At 58.4% G+C, this 20,341-nt stretch carries 19 protein-coding genes and 1 tRNA gene; 13 read left to right on the top strand and 7 right to left on the bottom strand.

Features of this window, described 5'->3' with window-relative positions:
• Positions 1 to 2 precede the first annotated feature (2 nt).
• The 7 genes from ACR0FE_RS14800 (at position 3) to ACR0FE_RS14770 (ending at position 7,725) form a co-directional block, all read left to right on the top strand.
• Entirely contained in the window at positions 3 to 1,340 is a 1,338-nt protein-coding gene (locus ACR0FE_RS14800) for an MFS transporter (RefSeq protein WP_480492220.1), read from the top strand.
• A 137-nt stretch (positions 1,341 to 1,477) separates the two neighbouring features.
• Positions 1,478 to 2,530, top strand: coding sequence for a dipeptidase (locus ACR0FE_RS14795; protein WP_480913557.1), 1,053 nt, complete (start codon positions 1,478 to 1,480; stop codon positions 2,528 to 2,530).
• A 30-nt stretch (positions 2,531 to 2,560) separates the two neighbouring features.
• Positions 2,561 to 4,156, top strand: coding sequence for an ABC transporter substrate-binding protein (locus ACR0FE_RS14790; protein ID WP_170611775.1), 1,596 nt, complete (start codon positions 2,561 to 2,563; stop codon positions 4,154 to 4,156).
• The gene (locus tag ACR0FE_RS14785) at positions 4,156 to 5,211 is read left to right on the top strand and encodes an ABC transporter permease (protein ID WP_480913554.1); all 1,056 of its coding nucleotides are present in this window, start codon (positions 4,156 to 4,158) and stop codon (positions 5,209 to 5,211) included. Before ACR0FE_RS14790 ends, ACR0FE_RS14785 begins: the two co-directional genes overlap by 1 nt.
• On the top strand, positions 5,208 to 6,122 hold the full coding sequence (locus tag ACR0FE_RS14780) for an ABC transporter permease (RefSeq protein ID WP_480913552.1): 915 nt from the start codon (positions 5,208 to 5,210) through the stop codon (positions 6,120 to 6,122). Before ACR0FE_RS14785 ends, ACR0FE_RS14780 begins: the two co-directional genes overlap by 4 nt.
• On the top strand, positions 6,119 to 6,985 hold the full coding sequence (locus ACR0FE_RS14775) for an ABC transporter ATP-binding protein (RefSeq protein WP_480812848.1): 867 nt from the start codon (positions 6,119 to 6,121) through the stop codon (positions 6,983 to 6,985). Before ACR0FE_RS14780 ends, ACR0FE_RS14775 begins: the two co-directional genes overlap by 4 nt.
• Positions 6,982 to 7,725 (top strand): ABC transporter ATP-binding protein, encoded by a 744-nt coding sequence (locus tag ACR0FE_RS14770; protein ID WP_480913550.1) that lies wholly within the window; start codon positions 6,982 to 6,984, stop codon positions 7,723 to 7,725. The genes ACR0FE_RS14775 and ACR0FE_RS14770 overlap by 4 nt, the downstream gene beginning before the upstream one ends.
• 36 nt (positions 7,726 to 7,761) lie before the next feature.
• On the opposite strand, the gene ACR0FE_RS14765 is transcribed toward ACR0FE_RS14770, so the two are convergent.
• The 7 genes from ACR0FE_RS14765 to ACR0FE_RS14735 all read right to left on the bottom strand — a co-directional run bounded on the left by ACR0FE_RS14765 (position 7,762) and on the right by ACR0FE_RS14735 (position 14,859).
• Positions 7,762 to 8,520 (bottom strand): methyltransferase domain-containing protein, encoded by a 759-nt coding sequence (locus ACR0FE_RS14765; RefSeq protein WP_480913548.1) that lies wholly within the window; start codon positions 8,518 to 8,520, stop codon positions 7,762 to 7,764.
• Positions 8,517 to 9,137 carry a pimeloyl-ACP methyl esterase BioG family protein gene (locus ACR0FE_RS14760; RefSeq protein WP_170679016.1) on the bottom strand — a complete coding sequence of 207 codons (621 nt, stop codon included), beginning with the start codon at positions 9,135 to 9,137 and terminating at the stop codon, positions 8,517 to 8,519. Before ACR0FE_RS14760 ends, ACR0FE_RS14765 begins: the two co-directional genes overlap by 4 nt.
• Entirely contained in the window at positions 9,137 to 10,420 is a 1,284-nt protein-coding gene (gene bioA / locus ACR0FE_RS14755) for an adenosylmethionine--8-amino-7-oxononanoate transaminase (protein WP_480913546.1), read from the bottom strand. Before bioA ends, ACR0FE_RS14760 begins: the two co-directional genes overlap by 1 nt.
• Complete coding sequence (gene bioD / locus ACR0FE_RS14750; protein WP_480812852.1) at positions 10,417 to 11,037, bottom strand: dethiobiotin synthase; 621 nt, start codon at positions 11,035 to 11,037, stop codon at positions 10,417 to 10,419. The genes bioA and bioD overlap by 4 nt, the downstream gene beginning before the upstream one ends.
• Entirely contained in the window at positions 11,034 to 12,167 is a 1,134-nt protein-coding gene (locus tag ACR0FE_RS14745; RefSeq protein WP_480913544.1) for an 8-amino-7-oxononanoate synthase, read from the bottom strand. Before ACR0FE_RS14745 ends, bioD begins: the two co-directional genes overlap by 4 nt.
• Positions 12,164 to 13,144, bottom strand: coding sequence for a biotin synthase BioB (gene bioB, locus ACR0FE_RS14740; protein ID WP_480913543.1), 981 nt, complete (start codon positions 13,142 to 13,144; stop codon positions 12,164 to 12,166). The genes ACR0FE_RS14745 and bioB overlap by 4 nt, the downstream gene beginning before the upstream one ends.
• A 188-nt stretch (positions 13,145 to 13,332) precedes the next feature.
• Positions 13,333 to 14,859, bottom strand: a complete 1,527-nt coding sequence (locus tag ACR0FE_RS14735; protein WP_480913542.1) for an ABC-F family ATP-binding cassette domain-containing protein — start codon at positions 14,857 to 14,859, stop codon at positions 13,333 to 13,335.
• Between the two features lie 332 nt (positions 14,860 to 15,191).
• Here ACR0FE_RS14735 and nadA point away from each other — a divergent pair, with 332 nt between their 5' ends.
• From nadA to ACR0FE_RS14705, 6 genes are all read left to right on the top strand, one after another.
• Positions 15,192 to 16,244, top strand: a complete 1,053-nt coding sequence (gene nadA, locus ACR0FE_RS14730) for a quinolinate synthase NadA (RefSeq protein ID WP_480913541.1) — start codon at positions 15,192 to 15,194, stop codon at positions 16,242 to 16,244.
• Between the two features lie 8 nt (positions 16,245 to 16,252).
• Positions 16,253 to 17,818: an L-aspartate oxidase gene (locus ACR0FE_RS14725; RefSeq protein ID WP_480913540.1), complete on the top strand. Its 1,566-nt coding sequence runs from the start codon at positions 16,253 to 16,255 to the stop codon at positions 17,816 to 17,818.
• Positions 17,815 to 18,663, top strand: coding sequence for a carboxylating nicotinate-nucleotide diphosphorylase (nadC, locus tag ACR0FE_RS14720; protein WP_480492233.1), 849 nt, complete (start codon positions 17,815 to 17,817; stop codon positions 18,661 to 18,663). The genes ACR0FE_RS14725 and nadC overlap by 4 nt, the downstream gene beginning before the upstream one ends.
• A 309-nt stretch (positions 18,664 to 18,972) precedes the next feature.
• A tRNA-Thr gene (locus ACR0FE_RS14715) sits at positions 18,973 to 19,048 on the top strand.
• A gap of 206 nt (positions 19,049 to 19,254) precedes the next feature.
• Positions 19,255 to 19,665, top strand: coding sequence for a hypothetical protein (locus tag ACR0FE_RS14710; protein ID WP_480913537.1), 411 nt, complete (start codon positions 19,255 to 19,257; stop codon positions 19,663 to 19,665).
• A 146-nt stretch (positions 19,666 to 19,811) separates the two neighbouring features.
• Positions 19,812 to 20,189, top strand: a complete 378-nt coding sequence (locus ACR0FE_RS14705; RefSeq protein ID WP_480913535.1) for a hypothetical protein — start codon at positions 19,812 to 19,814, stop codon at positions 20,187 to 20,189.
• The last annotated feature ends 152 nt before the right edge of the window (positions 20,190 to 20,341 follow it).

Raw genomic sequence — 20,341 nt, 5'->3', positions numbered from 1 at the left:
CGATGCTTTCAGTTCTTAGAAATCGCACCTATCGCCATCTTTTCTTCGCCCAGATCGTGGCGCTTTCGGGCACAGGTCTGGCCACTGTTGCACTTGGCTTGCTTGCATTCCAGCTGGCAGGGGATTCGGCGGCGCTGGTGTTGGGAACCGCACTGACCATCAAAATGGTGGCCTATGTCACGATCGCTCCGATTGCGGCGGCATTTGCCGAGCGCGTCGATCGGAGACGAATGCTGGTGGTCCTCGACCTGATCCGGGCCGCGGTTGCCATGACCCTTCCATTTGTATCAGAGGTCTGGCAGGTCTACGTTCTGATCTTTGTCCTGCAATCGGCATCGGCCGGGTTTACACCCGCCTTTCAGGCCACGATCCCCGACGTTCTTCCTGATGAACGAGACTATACCAAGGCGCTGTCGCTGTCCCGTCTTGCGTTTGACATGGAAAGCCTGCTGAGCCCGATGCTCGCCGCGGCGCTGCTGACCGTGATGAGCTTTGACAACCTGTTCTGGGGCACCGGAATCGGGTTTGTCGCTTCGGCGCTTCTGGTTGTCTCGGTGCTTCTGCCGTCGCCAAAGCCGGCAAAGCCGCGCGGCATTTACGATCGGACAACGCGCGGGATGCGGCTATATCTCAGAACGCCGCGCCTGCGCGGCTTGCTGGCGCTGAACTGGGTCGCCTCGGCCACCGGCGCGATGGTCATCGTCAACACTGTTGTCATCGTGCGTGGGGATCTGGGCCTGTCGGAAAGCGCTGTCGCGGTTGTCTTGGCGGCGTTCGGGGCAGGTTCCATGCTGACCGCATTGACCCTTCCGCGCCTGCTGAACAGCGTGCCCGACCGAAAGGTGATGCTGTCAGGGGCGGTGCTAAGCAATCTGACCCTGTTCACGTTGGCGCTGACATCATTGGCAACGCCGCTGTCCCAAACCGCTCTGATGGTCGGCTGGCTTCTGGTTGGTGCGGGATATTCCGCAATACTGACACCGACAGGGCGGCTGCTTACACGGTCAGCACATCCTGAAGACCGCCCGGCAATCTTTGCAGCCCAATTCACATTGTCCCACGCCTGCTGGTTGGTATTTTACCCTGCGTCGGGCTGGCTGATCACCGTGTTCGGCACCGTTGTCGCCATGATCTCACTGTCTGCTCTGGCTTTGTTCGGCCTTCTGGCGGCCGTGCGACTATGGCCGGCCGATGACGGCCGACCTGTCCGTCACGACCACCCGGATTTGCCGCAGGATCACCCACATCTACAGGGCGATGAGCCTCATCAGCACGTGATCATTATTGATGATCTGCATCCGAGGGCTGATGGGCAGACAAAGGCAAAAACCGCCCTATAACCTGTTGGCGTCCCCAGAAGGCATTCATTTTATTGCAATCCCTCCGAAAGACATTTCCGGAGTTTTGGATTTTTTTGTTGCAAATTGATACTAACCAGCGGAACCATGCTCAGAACACGTAGTCCAGGGTTTTCGAGATGCCGCCATTCGCCATTGACGGGCACAATGACGTTTTAAGCAAAATTGCCGGTTCGAATGCCTCGGATCCTCTTGCGCTTTTTTGTTCCGGAAACGGGGACTGGCATCTTGATCGTCCAAGAATGAAGGCCGGCGGATTGCTGGGCGGTTTCTTCGCCATTTGGGGGCCATCCGAAAACGATACGATCGACTATGATGGCCTGATGGCCGGAGCGACCTATGACGTGCCGTTGCCACCCGAATTGCCACAAGATGCGGCGATGAGACGATCGGTTGCATTGGCAAGCAGTCTTGTTCAGCTTGAGCAACGCGGGGCGCTGCGCATTTGCAAGAACGCGGCGGAGTTGCGCCTAACCTGCGAGTCCGGCGAAATCGGCGCAATCATGCATATGGAAGGGGCCGAGGCGATTGATCCGGACCTGAAAGCGCTCGATCTGTTCTATGCGGCTGGCCTCAGGTCGCTTGGCCCGGTCTGGAGCCGCAACAACATCTTTTGCGACGGCGTTCCGTTCCGCTTTCCCGGATCACCTGATACCGGTGGTGGACTGACCGAAGCGGGAAGATCGCTGGTCGCACGGTGCAACACGCTTGGTGTTCTTGTGGACCTGTCGCATATCACCGAAGCGGGGTTTTGGGATGTCGCCGAAACGTCGGATGCGCCGCTGGTGGCCACACATTCCTGTGCCCATGCCATTTGCGCAAATTCCAGGAACCTGACCGACGCGCAAATGCGCGCAATTGGCGAAAAGGGCGGTGTCGTGGGGATAAATTACGCGGCCCAGTTCCTGCGCGCAGACGGTCGTCGCGACCCGGATGTGCCGTTGGATCAGGTTCTGGCCCATATCGATCATATGATCAACGTCATGGGCGAAGACACTGTGGCCCTGGGCTCGGACTATGACGGGGCGACGGTGCCCAATGCCCTCGACGGCGCAGAAAAGCTGCCTGCATTGCTGAATGCGATGGAGGTCCATGGATACACACAAGATCGGATCACGAAGATAGCCAACGGAAACTGGCTGCGCGTGCTGACCGACACCTGGGGCGGGTAGACCCGAGCATAATCAACAGGGAGTTAGACTATGAAGTTATTTTCCAAACTTGTCGGCACCGCAGCTTTTGCGGCGACACTGGCTGTGGGTGCACCGGCCGCGTTTGCCGAAACGCCGCCCAACATGCTGGTCATGGCGATGCGTATCGATGACATCACGACAGCCGATCCGGCACAGTCGTTTGAATTCACCGGCATGGAGATGACGCGCAACATTTATGGCAAGCTGGTCAATTACGATCCGCTTGATCTGGACGCCGGGTATCAGCCGGATCTTGCGACCAAATGGGACGTGTCCGAGGACGGAAAGACGATCACCTTCACGATGCGCGAGGGCGTCAAGTTCCACTCCGGCAACCCGGTGACGGCGGAAGATGCGGCGTACTCGCTGCGCCGTGTCATCAAGCTGAACAAGACACCGGCCTTCATCCTCACTCAGTTCGGTTTCACCCCTGAAAACGTTGATCAGATGATCCGCGTGGAAGATGGCAAGCTGCTGATTACCACGGACAAGAAATACGCGACATCCTTTGTGCTGAACTGCCTGACAGCCGGTGTCGGTGCCATCGTCGATATGAAGACCGTCGAAGCCAACGCCGTGGATGGCGATATGGGCAACACCTGGCTGGCGACAAACTCGGCGGGTTCCGGTCCCTACATGCTGACAGGCTGGAAACCGAATGAGAGCTATTCGCTGCAGTCCAACCCTGATTACTATGGCGGTGCCCCTGCCATGGAACGCGTCATCACCCGCCATGTGCAGGAAAGCGCGTCGCAGCGGCTGTTGCTGGAGGCAGGCGATATCGACATCGCACGCAACCTGAACCCTGAAGACATGGCCGCGGTCGAGTCGAACGCCGATCTGGACATGTACGCGGCCCTGAGCGGTCAGATCATGTATTTCTCGCTGAGCCAGAAACACCCCGAACTGTCGAACCCAAAGGTCATGGAGGCCATAAAGTACCTGATCGATTATGAAGCGATGGCCGATAGTTTCCTCAAGGGTGACTGGGCGGTTCACCAGAACTTCCTGCCGGCAACCTACATGGGATCGGTCGACGACAATCCGTTCAGCTATGATCCGGAAAAAGCCAAGGCATTGCTGGCCGAGGCCGGTGTTTCGGGGTTTGAGTTCGAAGTCGGTGTGCGCGAGGCGCAGGAACGTATCGAGATCGCACAGTCCATCCAGAACACGCTGGCCGAGGCCGGGATCACCATGAAGATCACTGTTGGGACCGCCAAGCAGGTGCTGACCCGGTATCGCGCCCGTGAACTGGACGCCTATCTTGGCGCTTGGGGGCCGGATTACCCCGATCCGCAGACCAATGCCGGAACCTTTGCCTGGAATCCTGACAATTCAGACGAAGCAAAGGCCACCGGGATTCTTGCTTGGCGCAATTCCTGGAACCCCGGAGAACTGACGGCAATGACCGATGCGGCCAAGATTGAACCCGACACGGCAAAACGGGCCGAGATGTACGAGGAAATCCAGGCCATATTCCGCCAGACTTCGCCCTTTGCAATCATGTTCCAAAGGACTGAGAGATCCGGGATCGGCGGCAACGTCACCAACTGGAACCTTGGCGGTGCGGTGTCCGAAGCCGGTTACTTTGTCGTAACCAAGTAATGAGCGACATGACAAATTCCGAGAGGCGCGGGCTCGCGCCTCTCATTCACGTCTTAAAAACAACCGTTCTGACGATCGGATCGATTCTGGTGACGATGCTGGGATTGTTATTTGTGACCTTCATCATCGGAAGGGTGATGCCGGTCGACCCGGTGATAGCGATAGTGGGTGAACGCGCCACGCAGGAAGTTTATCAGGAAACCTATGAAATGCTCGGGCTGGATAAGCCTTTGCTTGTCCAGTTCTGGTACTACCTGTCCGACGTCGCCCGGCTGGATTTTGGAATTTCCTATCTCAACGCGCGCCCGGTGATTGAAGATATCAAGCGGGTTTTTCCCGCAACACTGGAATTGGCCACCCTGGGTGTTCTGGCGGGTATTCTGGTCGGCGTGCCGCTGGGCATTGTCGCGGCCGTCAACCGGGGTAGCTGGATCGATCAGATCGCCCGCTTCATCGCGTTGGTGGGATACTCAATGCCGATCTTCTGGCTGGGCCTGATGGGATTGATGATATTTTACGGCAAGTTGCGATGGGTCGGTGGCCCGGGGCGCCTGGATATCTTCTACGAGGACATCGTGCCGACGCGTACGGGTATGATCCTTGTCGACAGCCTGATTGCCGGCGACATGACGGTCTTCTGGAATGCCGTCAGCCATATTATCCTGCCCGCGCTGCTGCTGGGTTATTATTCGCTGGCCTATATCAGCCGCATGACCCGCAGTTTCATGCTGGAGCAACTCAGCGCAGAATACATCCTGACCGCCCGTGTAAAAGGATTGCCCGAACGTATCGTTATCTGGCGTCACGCCTTTCGCAACATCCGTGTGCAACTGATCACCGTCATAGCCCTGTCTTATGCGGGATTGCTGGAAGGGTCCGTGCTGACCGAGATCATCTTCAGTTGGCCCGGTATCGGCAGCTATATCACCACGGCGCTTCTGAGTGCGGACATGAATGCCGTTCTGGGTGGAACCGTGGTTGTCGGCTTCTGCTTCATATTGCTGAACGTCACAAGCGATCTGCTTTACAAAGTTCTGGACCCGAGGGCCAAATGACCACTCAAACGCTACGACAATGGCTTCTCTCGGAAGAACCGGAAAGCAGGGTACAGGCCCGCCTCGCCTCCATATATAACGGATGGCTCACGTTGCGCGGCAATGTCATGGCTATGATCGGTTTGGTCATCATTGTGGCGCTGATCCTGACCGCCCTGTTCGCGCCACTTCTGGCACCGCATGATCCGTATGTTCAGGACCTTGGCAAACGTCTGCTTCCGCTTGGGACAGAAGGACATCTGCTGGGGACGGACAGCCTCGGGCGTGATATCCTCAGCCGCCTGATTTTCGGTGCGAGAATAACGCTTTACATCGTTGCACTTGTCGCTCTTATCGCGCCGGTTCTTGGGCTTCTGGTTGGCACCGTGGCAGGATATGTCGGCGGAATCGCCGACCTCGTCCTGATGCGGATTACCGATATATTTCTGGCTTTTCCCCGGCTGGTTCTGGCCCTGGCCTTTGTGGCCGGTCTGGGCGCGGGGATCGAAAACGCAGTTCTTGCAATATCGCTCACTGCCTGGCCGCCCTATGCACGGTTGGCTCGGGCCGAGACGCTGACGATCAGATCGCAGGATTATATCAGTGCCATTAGGTTGCAAGGGGCCGGTCCGTTCCGGATCATCACGCGCCACATCTGGCCGTTGTGCATCAGTTCACTCATCGTTCGGGTCACGCTGGATATGGCAGGGATCATTCTTGCGGCAGCCGGTCTTGGATTTCTGGGCCTCGGCGCGCAACCGCCCAGCCCGGAATGGGGTGCGATGATTTCCGAGGGGCGCCGTTTCATCCTGGATCACTGGTGGGTCGCCACCATGCCGGGGCTGGCGATATTCATCGTATCGCTCGCCTTCAATCTGCTGGGCGACGGATTGCGTGACATTCTTGACCCCAAACAAGGGGGCCAGGGATGAGCGAACAGTTGCTGGATGTGCAGAACCTCTGGGTTCGGTTTCCGTCCCGCAGGGGCGTGTTCGACGCAGTGCGCGGGGTCAGTTTCAGCCTTGGGCGCGAAAGACTGGGGATCGTCGGCGAAAGCGGGTCCGGAAAATCCATGACCGGGCGGGCAATCCTGCGCCTGGTGCGCAGCCCGGGTCTTGTCGAGGCGGACCATATCAAGCTGCACGACATTGACCTGCTGAGGTTGTCCGAACCCAAGATGCGCGCTGTTCGCGGCAGCAAGATTTCCATGGTCATGCAGGATCCCAAGTTCAGCCTGAACCCCGTGATGACCATCGGTGCGCAGATGATCGAGGCCTATCGCCAATCCACCGGCGCCGGGCATTCCACTGCCCGAACGCGCAGTCTGGAAATGCTGGACGCCGTTGCAATCCGAGACCCGGAAAGGGTACTTCGCGCTTATCCGCATGAGATGTCCGGCGGCATGGGGCAAAGGATCATGATCGCCATGATGCTGGCCGCAAATCCCGAGATCCTGATTGCCGACGAACCGACGAGCGCGCTGGATGTTTCGGTCCAGCGTCAGGTGTTGAATATCATGGACGATCTAGTGCGCGAGCGTGGAATGGGGCTGATCTTTATCAGTCACGACCTGAACCTGGTGGCGGAATTCTGCGACCGGGTGCTGATCATGTTTGCGGGGCGCATTGTCGAAGTCTGCGATGCCGACAAGCTGTCTGAGGCCAAACACCCATATACTCAGGGACTTCTGAATGCCTTGCCCCGTCTGGATGAGCCGCATGAAAGGCTTGCGGTTCTGAACAGGGACGAAGCCTGGGCCGATGCGCCTTCAGTCAGCGGACAGGTCAAGTCATGAGCATGATTGACATACACAATCTGAACGTCTGGTTCGGAACGGGAAGGGATCGGGTGGACGCCGTGCGCAGCGCCTCGCTTTCTGTCGCACAAGGGCAAAGCCTGGGCCTTGTCGGCGAAAGCGGTTCGGGCAAGTCGACAATATTGCGGGCGCTGTCCGGCCTTGTACCCGGCTGGTCCGGCAGAATGCATGTCAACGGTGCCGAACTGGGCCGACATCGCTCGCGCGAGTTCTATCAGACGGTTCAAATGGTCTTTCAGGACCCCTATGCCTCGCTTCACCCCCGCCAGACCGTCGATCAGGTTCTCTCTGAAACCCTGCGTCTGCACGGCATGACCGACATTGACCGCCGGATCGAGGATCTTCTGGCCAATGTGGACCTGGGCCACAGGTTTCGTTTTCGGTATCCGCATCAGCTGTCAGGCGGCCAACGCCAAAGGGTTGCAATTGCACGGGCGCTTGCGGCCGAGCCGGATGTGCTTTTGCTGGACGAGCCGACCAGCGCGCTGGACGTTTCAATTCAGGCCGAGATTCTCAACCTGTTGACGGACATACGCGCCGAGCGATCCCTGACATATCTTATGGTCAGCCATGACCTGGCGGTTGTCGGGCATTTGTGTGACCACGTTGCCGTGATGAATGCTGGCCAGATCGTCGAGCATCTGAGCGTCGAGCAACTGCGAAGCAGATCCGCCCATCATGCCTATACCCAGCAATTGATTGCCAATTCCTACATCTAGGCCATCTGTCTTGTTCGGTCCGGGCACAAAGGTGACTTAGACCGGTTTTCGTGCGACGATCCAGACTGAATGATAGGTCAAGGGTACGCCGGCGTCGGTCCCGAACCGGCGGGTGTAATCTGTTGAAAACCGCAACAGATCGGATTTGGTCCAGAACTGTTTGGCCCGCCCGTTGACCCCGGTTTGGCGCAGATGTTTAAGCGCAAGACGCGGTGACGCGAAGTGCAGTTGCTGCACATGCTCGCCCGATGTCACAAGTTCCATTTTAGTTTGGACTGAAGCAACCAGATCCTCGGAACGGCACAAACCCGGTGCCCCTGCAGACGAGCCGATTTGAGCGAGCTCATGATACTGCTTTGGGCCAAAGCCTGAGACTGCTAGCCAACCACCCGGCGCAAGCGCGTCTGCGGCTCTGCGCAAAAGTGCGGCCGGATCCGCCAGCCACTGGATCATTGAGGCAGAGGTGATCAGATCAGGCCGGTCGGGCCAGTCCACCTGCAGCGCGTCGCCGCACAGGAACGTGGCGGCGGCCGTTTGTGCAGTCAGCCCGGCTTCGGGCGCCAGATCGTTGAGGGTCAGGTCCCCAATGACAAATGCTTCGCGCAGCTTTTGTGTCAAAAGCCCGGTACCGCAGCCAAGTTCCAGGACTGAGGAAAAGTGACCCGGCGCGCCGCAATCGCGCAGGTCCGTTACCAGTCGCTCTGCGATCCGCCCCTGAGGACCCGCGGCCTGGTGATAGGTGTCAAAGCTACGGCTGAAGCTGCGCTGAACCCGGTCTGTCGAATGCGCCATCATGTGATCCACTCCGCCCAGCTTTGCCCGGCCCGAAACGGAACATGTGGCCCCGAGACGGGGCGAACAGCCTTGCCTTGCCGCGCCCATGCTGCCTTTTGGGCGCCGGTCGGGATGATCCGGTCCTTTTCGGGTATCCAGACGCGATCAAAGGCACGTTCCGGGGCTGGACCCCGATCAATGATGCAATGCAGCTCAGCCTGCGCGGCCTCGATGTTCAGGGCAGGAGCGGGGCCTTGCAAACCGGCGCGACGGCAAAATTTCGAAAAACTGTCTGCCGTAAGGCCATCGGCTGTCGCGCGTATCATCTGGGGCGCTATTCCGGTTTCCGCATCCGCTGGCGACAGCGTTCCACTGACGGCGACAAGACGCGCGGGTGAAAAGCCAGTCATTGCCATCCAATGCGCGGCGGACGCGACACCGAAAGAAAAAGCAATCAGATCAACGCGGTCGTATTGCGCGAGTTCGGGCAGGGCATCATCCAAGTGACGGTAGTCATCCACCAGCAGGACGTCGTCCTGTCCCGTCAGTTCTGCAAACGGGGCCGCACCCAGCGCCCAGCCACCAAAAACAAGGATCAGCGATGATTGTTCCGACCGGGATAACCACTGGCGTTTCATTACGATTCCCTGGCCAACGCCACCATCGCAGCGGTGACTTTGCTCAACTCGTCCGGTGAGATGATGTAGGGTGGCATGCAATAGATATTCCGCGCAAACGGGCGCAGCCAGACACCGGTTTCCGGCGCCTTCCTGTGCGCGATAGAGGGATCAAGCCAATTCTCCATCTCGATGACACCGATTGCGCCCAGAACCCGGACATCCGCCACTCCGGGCAAATTCCGCGCGGGGGCGAGTTCATGTGCCATCTGCTGTGCGATTGCGTGCACCTCGGCGCGCCAGTCGCGCCGGGACAGTTGGTCAAGGCTTGCAGCACCGGCGGCACAGGCCAGGGGATTGGCCATATACGTCGGGCCATGCATCAGCACACTGGCTTCGCTTTCACCGATCCCACGAGCCACAGGTTCAGTGGCGACCGTGGCCGCCAGAGTGATATGACCACCTGTCAGCGCTTTACCAAGGCAAAGAATGTCCGGCACGACGTCAGCCAGATGCATCGCAAACAATTCACCGGTGCGGCCGAAGCCTGTGGCGATTTCGTCGAAAATCAACAAAACCCCGTATGCATCGCATAGCGCCCGCGCGCGCTTTAACCAGACCGGGTGATAAAAATACATGCCGCCCGCGCCCTGAACCACCGGTTCCAGGATCAGTGCGGCAATTCGATTGCCTTTGGTCTCCAGCAACTCCTCAAGTGCGCCAAGGCCATTGAGGGCAGTGTCGTCAGACCAGTCCTGATCCAAAGTGATCTGTGGGCGGGGCAAAAAATGCTGTATCGACAATGCGCCCCGAAACAGCCCGTGCATACCGTTGACGGGGTCGCAAACGCTCATCGCCTTCCAGGTGTCGCCATGGTAACCGCCGCGAATGGTGGCGAATTCCGTGCGCTCGGAACGACCCATGGCCATCTGATACTGCACAGCCATTTTCAGTGCGACTTCGATCGCGACCGAACCGCTGTCGCTGTAGAAAATGCGGTCCAGACCATCCGGCAACAGGCTGATCAGCCTGCGGCCCAGTTCCACGGCGGGTTCGTGGGTCAGGCCGCCGAACATGACATGCGGCATTCGCGCCAGCTGATCCTGCATTGCGCTGATAATGGCAGGGTGCCGATGCCCGTGAACTGCACACCACCATGACGACATGGCATCGATCATCTGTGTGCCGTCTTCCCGAGTAAGCCAGACGCCCTCGGCCCCGGTGATGAGGTGCATCGGGCCGGGGTTCAACACATTGGTGTAGGGATGCCAAAGATGGCGTGCGTCGAATTCCAGCGGGGTCACAGGACGCTCCGGATAGCGTTGACATCGATGGCTTCAAAGGCCGCTGACAGCGTGTCGTGTGACAGATCGTCGATTAGCAGCAGCCGGCCCAGATGGCGGACGTTACACATTTCGACGATAGTTTGTTCTACTTCGGGTTCCGCATCGCCGATAAAGGCCACGCCAACCACGGTGCAGCCCGCGGTGCGCAGCGCCATCAGGGACAGGGTCGTATGGTTGATCGTTCCAAGCGCGGTACGCGCGACAAGCACCACCGGCGCCTTCCAGTGGGTGAACAGGTCCAGAAAGAAATGCCTGCGGTTTAGCGGCACCATGACCCCGCCTGCGCCCTCAACAACCAACGGGCCGTCTACCTCCGGCAGTGCAAGCTGCGACAGGTCGATTTCGACACCCATATCTTCGGCGGATAGGTGCGGAGATGCAGGCATGTTCAACCGATAGGCTTCCGGCAGCACTTCAGCCCCCGAGAGAGTTGCAACGATTTCGCTGTCGGTTGCATCCTCCAACCCGGATTGAACTGGTTTCCAATAGCTGGCTCCAAGCGCCGCCGTCAGGCCTGCGGCGAAGACCGTTTTGCCGACACCGGTGTCGGTTCCTGTCACGACGACAGCGCTCATGCCGCTTTCCTCTGGTAACGGTTCAGTGTTTCGAACAGGGCGCTGATTTCCGCCTTGCTGACATTGCCGGTGATAGAGATACGCAACCTCGAAGTGCCGCGCGGCACGGTCGGTGGTCGAATACCGCGCACATCGAATCCGTGTTCTGCCAGCGTGGCCGCCATTTCCATGGTTCGCCCGTCATCCCCCAGAATGACGGGTATGATCTGGCTGTTCAGAACGTCGTTCGGCACGCCAAAACGCCGTGCTTCTGCATGGGCATGCCGCAGACGTTCCTGCGCCGCATCAATTAGCGAGCTATCCGCCTTCAGCACGCTGATCATTGCCCGCACCAGCGCTGCGTTAAAGGGGGAGGGGGCGGTTGCAAAGATGAAAGGGCGCGCGCGGTTGATCAGGGCGTCGATCATCACCCTTGATCCGCAAATCAACCCGCCGGCAACACCAAGCCCTTTGCCGCAGGTGTGCAGCGTCAGCAGTTCCGCGTTCAAGCCATGCGCCAGCCCTTTGCCCTGCGGGCCGAATACGCCTGTGGCATGGGCTTCGTCCACAACAAGGATCGCGTCATTGGCGCGGGCCAGCTCCGACAATTCTGCCAAAGGCGCGAAGTCGCCTTCCATCGAGTAGATGCTTTCAACGGCAATCCAGATCTGACCGGAGCCTCCGGCCGATTGCCACTCGGCGATTACACGCCGCGCATCGGTGACATTGTTATGTGCAAACTCCAGGGTCGTGGCGCGGCCCATGCGCATGCCTTCATGCGCGCTGGCATGAATCAATGCATCATAGAGAACCAGATCTTCTGCGGCGGGCAGGGTGGAAAAGATCGCCTGATTTGCCTGAAACCCACCGCCCATGAACAAGGCGGATTCGGCCTGGAAGAAGGCGGCGGCTTCCTGTTCCAACGCTTCATGCTCAGGGTGATTGCCCCGCAACAGGCGCGACCCGCCGGACCCCAGCGGAACTCCACGGTCCAGCGCGTCTTGCGCCGCCACCTTCAGCATTGGAGACTGCGCCAGTCCCAGATAGTCATTGGAGGCGAAATCCAGGCCGCAACGAGGTGCGAGCACCCTATAGCGGTGCCGGTTGTTCAGAACATCCAGCATGGATTTCAGGCGGTCCAATGCCTTCATTCAGCCGCTTCCACGCAGCTCTGCCCGGCCACGGTTTCGACCTGCAAACCCAGTTTGGCAAACAGGATTGCGTCAGTATCTTCCTCGGGGTTTTCAGCGGTCAGCAGGGTTTCGCCCACAAAGATCGAGTTTGCTCCGGCCAGGAAACACATCGCCTGCATCTCATCGCTCATCTCACTGCGGCCAGCGGACAGACGCACGTAGGATTTTGGCATCATGATGCGGGCGGTTGCAATTGCGCGTACAAAGTCGATCGGGTCAATTGGCTCGGCATCGGCCAACGGTGTGTCTTCCTGTGGCATCAGCATGTTGATCGGCACGGAATCGGGCGCGGGGGACATGTTGGCCAGCGTCACCAGCATATCGACGCGGTCCTGAATTTCCTCGCCCATGCCAAGGATGCCACCCGAGCAGACCTTGATTCCGGCTTCCTGAACCCGGTTCATCGTATCGATCCGGTCCGCGAAAGTGCGGGTTGTGATCACTTCGGAGTAGTACCGTTCGGACGTGTCGATATTGTGGTTGTAATAGTCCAGACCGGCATCCCGCAAACGGACGACCTGGTTGTCGTCCAGCATGCCGAGCGTCATGCATGTTTCCATGCCAAGGTCGCGCACACCCTCTACCATGGCCACAAGCGCGTCCATGTCCCGTTCCTTGGGCTCGCGCCAGGCGGCTCCCATGCAGAACCGAGTCGCGCCGCCATCCTTTGCCTTGCGCGCCTCGTTCAGAACGCGCTGAACCTCAATCAGTTTTGACGCCGACAGCTTCGAGCCGTTTCGAGCGGACTGAGAACAATATGCGCAATCTTCGGCGCATCCGCCGGTTTTGATCGAGAGCAGCTTGGATGTCTGGATCTTGTTTGGATCAAAGTTTTCGCGGTGAACCGTCTGAGCGCGAAACAGCAAATCCATCAAAGGCATGTCGTACAAGGCTTGCGCGGCCTCGCGGGTCCAGGTGGGGGTCGATTGATCCATTTTATCGATACTTTTCCTAGGCGTCTGTCTTTCCGGCTTTTATTATTGATAAACCCAAAAACTACAACTGGAATCTCCCTTGTGGGAAGGCATTCAGGCGAAAACCAGCGAATTGAACGCGTTGCGAGCCAACACGGCGCTGCAGTGCAGCGCCGCGCCGTGGAAACGCACGCAAAATAGAATGTTCGTCAGTCGTCCGCGCCACCTTGACTTTGGTCAGACAGGAACGTGTCAGGGCTGTCTATTTCTTCAAGTTTCCGGTTTTTGATCCACCAGAACCGGTTTCCTACATTCCGCAGAAAACTTCGGTCGTGACTGACCAGCAGGCAGGTTGCGTCATGTTCCGTCAGTTCGGCCTCAAGCGCCTCTTGCCCGTCGATGTCCAGATGATTGGTCGGTTCGTCGAGCAAATAGAAGTTAGGTGCCTTTAGCCGCAGCATCAGCATCGCCAGCCGGGCCTTTTGGCCACCGGACAACGCTCCAATTGTCGTGTCTTGCATCTGGTAGTCTATTCCGGCCCCGGCCAGGACCGAACGCGCCCTCTGATCGCCGATGGAAGACAGTGCCACCACCTTAGCCAAAGGAGTTTCCGCATCATCCAGCTGGCTCAGATGCTGATCGGAAAGGCCGGGAACAATGGACGCTGCGCATTTGATGCCATCTTCCGCCCCTGCCAGAGCCGCCGCTATCATCTGGATCAAACGTGTCTTGCCAGCACCGTTCGCGCCAAGCATCACAACTCTGTCACCGCGCGCAATCCACTTCCGGCCGGTCTTGAAAAGTAATTGCCCGTTTGGCGAGCGAACAGGCGCATCATCCAAAAAGACAAGCGCCTTGGCATGAGTGCCGCTGTTCGCCAGCCGGATATCGCCTGCAGATTGTTCGTGGTGAACGTGACCGATTGCCTGTTCCAGCTTGTCGGCCCTTAGTAACAGCTGTTTGGTTTTGGTCAGCAACAGATCAGAGCCGGAATTCACACCAACGTTCTTCAGTTTTGCCGCCTGACGACGAAGCTGCCGGGCCTTGTTCAGTTCATTGGTTTGCTGCCGCCCATCGGCTGCGTCAGATTCTGCAAGGGCTGCACGTGCCGATGAGTATGACGCCGAAAACACGCGGGAATTTTCGGGGCGCAGAAACAAGGTACGATTGGTCGTGGCATCCAGAAACGCCCGGTCATGCGAGGCGATCACAACCGGCACGTCGCACGGCAATGCGCCAAGCCAGTTTTCCAGCAGCGCAATCCGGTTAAGGTCAAGGTGGTTGGTCGGCTCGTCCAAGAGCAGCAGGTCCGGTCTGGTGATCCAGACCGCGGCCAGCATGGCAGTACGCTGCCATCCGCCGCTCAGATCGCGCAGCGGCCTGTGATGCAACTCATAGGGGATCTGAAGCTCATCCAGCACGACATCCACGCGCCAGCTTTCATAGTCCGCCTGCTCTGGTGGCAGGCCCGCCAGGACCCAATCGTGCAAGCTGTGCGCCAGCGCACCGGTCGGAATGTCCTGTTTTATGTGTCCGGCTCGCAAGCCGCGAGCGCGGGTAACCTCTCCGGTTGTTGGCTCATGGTCGCCCGACAGGCATGCAAGCAGCGTGGACTTGCCGCGTCCGTTTGCGGCCACCAGACCGATCCGGTCGGTTTTCGATATAGTCAGGTTGAGGTCAGAAAATAAAGTCGCGCCAAGGATCACGCCCAAGGCATTGATGTTGATGACAGTCATGGAAATCTCGCACCCAGAAGGTATGGCCGCACAGCGGCTTTGAGCAGACCGTCGATGAAAGGTGTCTCGGGTCGGCCCTGTAAACGGATCTACAGGGCGAAACGGGGACCGTGCTGAAGTCGGCGGATGATACGCATGTTCAGCTCGTGCCCTCCTTTTGTTGGTTGTTACCTTTGCGTCAGGCTAGGAAAACTGCGGGCGATTGGCAACCGCCTTGGCCATCCATCGCAGAAAATTTGGGTCAGTTTTGCCGGTTCACGTTGACGGTAGCCATTCTGAAGAAAATCGAATAATCAGAGCTTCACGACGTCATCAGGCAGAAAAACAGTCCCGTGTTCGACCTACCCGCGCAGCGCGCGCATCTTTCCGAAAAATATGACCTCAGCCCATCGCCGGAACTGGCCGCTAGCATGGCAGACATATACGCGCGCATGTCCCGCGTTGTGTCCCCGGCGGACTGGGTAATCTATGCCCCTTACGTGAAGGCGATCAATGATCTGAAAGCCAAGCGGAATGCGGTCGTCCTGGGCCATAACTATATGACGCCAGAGATTTTTCACGGTATCTCGGACTTTGGGGGTGACAGCCTTCAACTGGCGATCAAGGCGACCGAGGTCGAGGCAGATGTGATCGTGCAATGCGGTGTGCATTTCATGGCGGAAACCTCCAAGATCCTCAGCCCGGAAAAAACGGTATTGATGCCGGACATGGAGGCGGGATGTTCGCTTGCCGAGTCCATTACAGCCGAGGGAATCGCGGAAATGCGCCGCCGCTATCCAGGCGCACCGGTTGTGTCCTATGTGAACACGACCGCCGAGGTCAAAGCCGCATCCGACATCTGCTGCACCTCGTCGAACGCGGCGCAGATCGTGGCCGCGCAGGACAGTGAAACGGTCATCATGACGCCGGACCAGTACCTGGCCCAGAACGTGGCGCGTGACGTGCCGCAAAAGAACGTGGTCTGGTGGGAAGGGTCCTGCATCGTTCACGAACAATACAGCGCTAGCGATCTGCGCGATTTCCGGGAATGGAATCCCGGTACGCGCCTGATTGCGCATCCTGAATGTCCGCCGGACGTGGTGAATGAGGCCGACTTCTCCGGATCGACAAGCGGCATCATTAAGTATGTCACCGAAGAAAAGCCCGAGAAAGCACTGCTGATCACGGAATGTTCGATGGCGTCGAACATCGCCGATGAATTGCCCGAAGTCGAATTTGTCGGGCCGTGCAATATGTGTCCGTACATGAAAAAGATCACGCTGGAAAAGGTGCTTTATGCACTCGACACGATGACCGGTCAGGTCGAGGTTGACGCGAGCATTGCCGAAAAGGCGCGGTTGTCCGTGCAGCGAATGATCGACCTGTCCTGCAAGCTGGGTATTTGACCCAGCCGATGCAGGAAATTGTGACTCCAAGGGTGGTCGTTATCGGCGCCGGGCTGGCCGCCGTTTACGCCGCGTTGAAGCTGGCACCACGACCCGTTGTCATGATTTCGCCCGAGCCGCTGGGGTCAGGGGCAAGTTCCGCATGGGCACAAGGCGGGGTCGCCGCTGCCATGGCTCCGGGTGACAGTCCTGAAGCCCATACCGAAGACACCATCCGTGCCGGGGCCGGGTCCGTTCTGCGTGAGGTTGCCGAATACGTGACCCGCTCTGCCCGCGACCATGTTCTGGATCTGACTGGTCTGGGTACTGACTTCGATCGCACGCCGGACGGGGCCTATATTCAATCCCGCGAGGCCGCCCATTCCGCTGCGCGCGTGGTGCGGGTGAAAGGGGATCAGGCAGGCGCGGAAATCATGCGCGCTCTGATTGCCGAATTGCGCCGGACCCCGTCGGTTCAGGTGATCGAAGGGGTTCAGGCCATCGGGCTGGAAAGCGACGGCAAACATGTAAGCGGCGTCTACCTGACTGCTGCTGCCGACAACGGCGCCAAACCAGTGCTTCTGCGCGGGGCCGCACACATTCTGGCGACTGGCGGGTCCGCGGGGCTATACGCCCAAACCACCAATCCGGCGCGTATCCGCGGGCAGGGGATCGGCATGGCCGCCCGCGCCGGGGCGCGAATAGCTGATGCTGAGTTCGTCCAGTTTCATCCGACCGCAATTGATGTCGGCGAAGATCCAACGCCGCTGGCCACCGAGGCATTGCGCGGTGAAGGGGCGGTTCTGATCGACAAAGCCGGGAAGTGCTTCATGCAAGGGGTTCATGCCGATGGTGATCTGGCGCCCCGGGATATTGTTGCCCGGGCAGTTTACTTGCAGGCGCAATCCGGACAGCGGCCTGCGTTGGACACAAGGGCGGCCATTGGTGTGGAAGTCACAACGCAATTTCCGGCCGTGACCGACGCCTGTATTCGCAATGGGGTGGATCCCGTTTCCCAACCGATCCCTGTCACGCCCGCAGCTCACTACCACATGGGGGGTGTTGAAGTAGAACTTAACGGCCGCAGCACCCTCACAGGGCTTTGGGTTTGTGGCGAAGCCGCATCCACGGGCCTGCACGGAGCCAATCGCCTCGCCTCAAACGGGTTGCTGGAGGCGTTGGTCTTTGCCCGCACCTGCGCCCAAGACATCGCAGCGAATACGGCAGCGGAGCCTTGCCCTGAGGTCTCGATTGACCCGGCTAAAGGTGACCCGAAAACAGAGGTCCCGGCGGTTTCAACTCTGCGGCGGGTCATGACGGATTACGTGGGCGTTGTTCGGAACGGCAAGGGATTGCGCCTAGCGCTGTCCGAAATCGCCAGGCTCGAAAAACAAAGTGCGGCATCGGCCACATTTCTGAACATGACCGCAACCGCCACCCTGATTACCGCGGCCGCGCTGATGCGCGAAGAAAGCCGCGGCGCGCATTTTCGGTCCGATTTTCCCCAGACAGATCCCGGCCCCGGTAAACGCTCAGCTTTGACACTCGGCGAGGCCGTGACACTGCGCGACCGCATCGCAAAGGTTCCACAATGACAATCCCGACATTGCCTGACATGATCCTGGAGCCCCTTGTCCGGGCTGCATTGATGGAGGATCTCGGCTCCAATGGCGACATCACCACCCTGACCGTTATTCCGGAAGGAACGCAGTACACGGCCCGTCTCAACGCGCGCGAAGACGCTGTTGTTTCCGGAATGCAGGTCGCGGAACTGGCTTTCCGTCTGGTCGACCCATCACTTCAGATTACCTCGCTTGTCGTCGACGGTCAGCGGTGCGCCAAAGGTGAAACGCTGATGGAAATCAGGGGCAGCGCCGCCTCGATCCTGTCCGGAGAGCGCGTCGCGCTGAACTTTGCCGGACGTTTGACTGGCGTGGCGACAAAAACAGCGGCCCTTGTGGCGGAAACCAAAGGTACAAAGGCGCGCATCACCTGCACCCGCAAAACCACGCCCGGGCTGCGTCTGGTCGAAAAACAGGCGGTCCTGCATGGCGGCGGTTTCAATCACCGTTTTTCCCTGTCAGATGCAATCCTGATCAAGGACAACCACATTGCCGCCGCCGGTGGAATCGCCGCCGTTCTGCGGGCTACGAAATCCCGTGCCTCACACATGATGAAGGTCGAGATCGAGGTCGACCGCCTGGATCAACTGGCCGAAGTCCTGGATGTCGGTGGCGCGGATGTGGTTCTTCTGGACAATATGTCCGTGGAAACCCTGGCAAAAGCGGTCGCGATGGTCGACGGACGTCTGGTAACCGAGGCGTCGGGCAACGTAACCCGTGAAACGGTTGCAGCAATCGCCGCCACCGGAGTGGACTATATCTCTTCCGGCGCGCTGACCCATTCCTACCGGACAATCGACCTAGGCCTGGATTTCTGAACTGGGCGCATCCCGTCTCACCAAGCTAACAGGCCACACAGGGTCGAGAGCACAGCGGCCACATTGGAGTGAGGAGCGCAAGTTTTTCTCAAAACGCCCCATCTCCGATTGACGTTCGCTTCGAATTGACTAGAAAAGGCCGGCACAGTCGGGCCGGAGGCAGGGCTCGGCGAAGAGAAGCAGGCCGCTGTAGCTCAGCTGGTAGAGCACGTCATTCGTAATTAGCGGGTCCCCGCGAGAATGACTTGCGAAACCAAAGAGTTCGCGGCAAAGGAGTAGAACTAGTAGGGCCATAGTAGGGTCCAGGAAGCCGCTGTAGCTCAGCTGGTAGAGCACGTCATTCGTAATGATGGGGTCGGGGGTTCGAGTCCCTTCAGCGGCACCAGTACTTCTCAACAAAAACAACTACCTAACGGGTTGCAGTTTGAGTGGAAACTGTAGCACGGAGTGTGAACGTTCAAAACAAAACCCGCAGTTTTCGCTTAGCTTCACAGTTCGATTGTGAACAACCCCCATCAATGCGAATGGCCATTGCTTCGCAATGCCCCTTGCTCAAGAGCAAGGACGTGCTCTACCAGCTGAGCCACAGCGGTGACGAAAATTTCTCGCGGAAAACCTAACAACCAGCATTGCAGAACGAAGGAAATCACGCGCGAAGGCACTACGGTGCGCTGCTCCAAATCGCTGCTGGTAGAGAACCTTGCTGCCGAGATAGAGACCGGCGGATTGACGGTCGCCGATGACCTCGACGGCAAGCAAGATTTGATCAACGAGATCGCCTCTTTTGAACTGACCTCGACCAGTGCCGGAAACCTTGTTCTCGCAGGCGGGGGCAAGGGGCATCACGCCGACCGGGCCATTGCTGCGGCACTTGCCTATCTTCGCATCACGCATCTAGACGCGCAGCAGGGTGGCATAGAACACCGGCTGCATGGTTGGGCGTATGACTTACACCGCATTCCAATTCTAGACTCAGCGTTTAAACGAGCTAAGCATCTGTAATAAATAAAATAATTGACTTCCTGTCCAACTCAGTGATACCCAGCCTCCATCAACGGAGAAATCCATCACTGAATTCCGCCGCTTCTGCGGTGAATGGGTTGGACTCCGTGTGGCTGTTGTTTCTTCCCTCATTGTAAATTGCCACGATGATAGGAGACAAAATGCCTATTGATAGTAACAGAGGACGTGATTTCCCACGTGCACCACAATTCGAGCGAAAAGGTTGGCCGCGCACCCGCCCTACGGGTGATCCCCGTGAGGACGCACGACGCAAACACCGCGCTAGGAAGAAAATAGAGGAAGTCATTGCCAAAGGCGGATATGAGTCGCTTTTTGGCAATACCTTCGTTTCAACCAATCCAGAGAAAGCCCGAGAAAAGAAGCGCAAGGTTGTGCTTGAAGCGATGGTTCTTCGTGTGGATGAGGAACGTTCGATACCGCGTGAACTGCTGGAAGAGGTCGGTCTGATGCCCGAAGACAATCCGCGTGTTCCAGTGTTCGACGAGCCGGAAATACCGTTCTAACCCGCGTTCTCGTCGATCTCGCCGCCATCGCCCGGGTCGATGTGCATTGAGATCGACGAGCTGTCTTAGCCCCGTAAAACTGTGCCACTATTTTGGTGTCACGGAAGGGATGATGGATGGCTCGGAAGCGGTATTCGGATGAAGATGCGTTG

This window comes from Ruegeria sp. K7 (assembly GCF_056531785.1).
The sequence above is the reverse complement of the archived record's forward strand: the minus strand, read 5'-3'. Positions and strand labels throughout refer to the sequence as shown.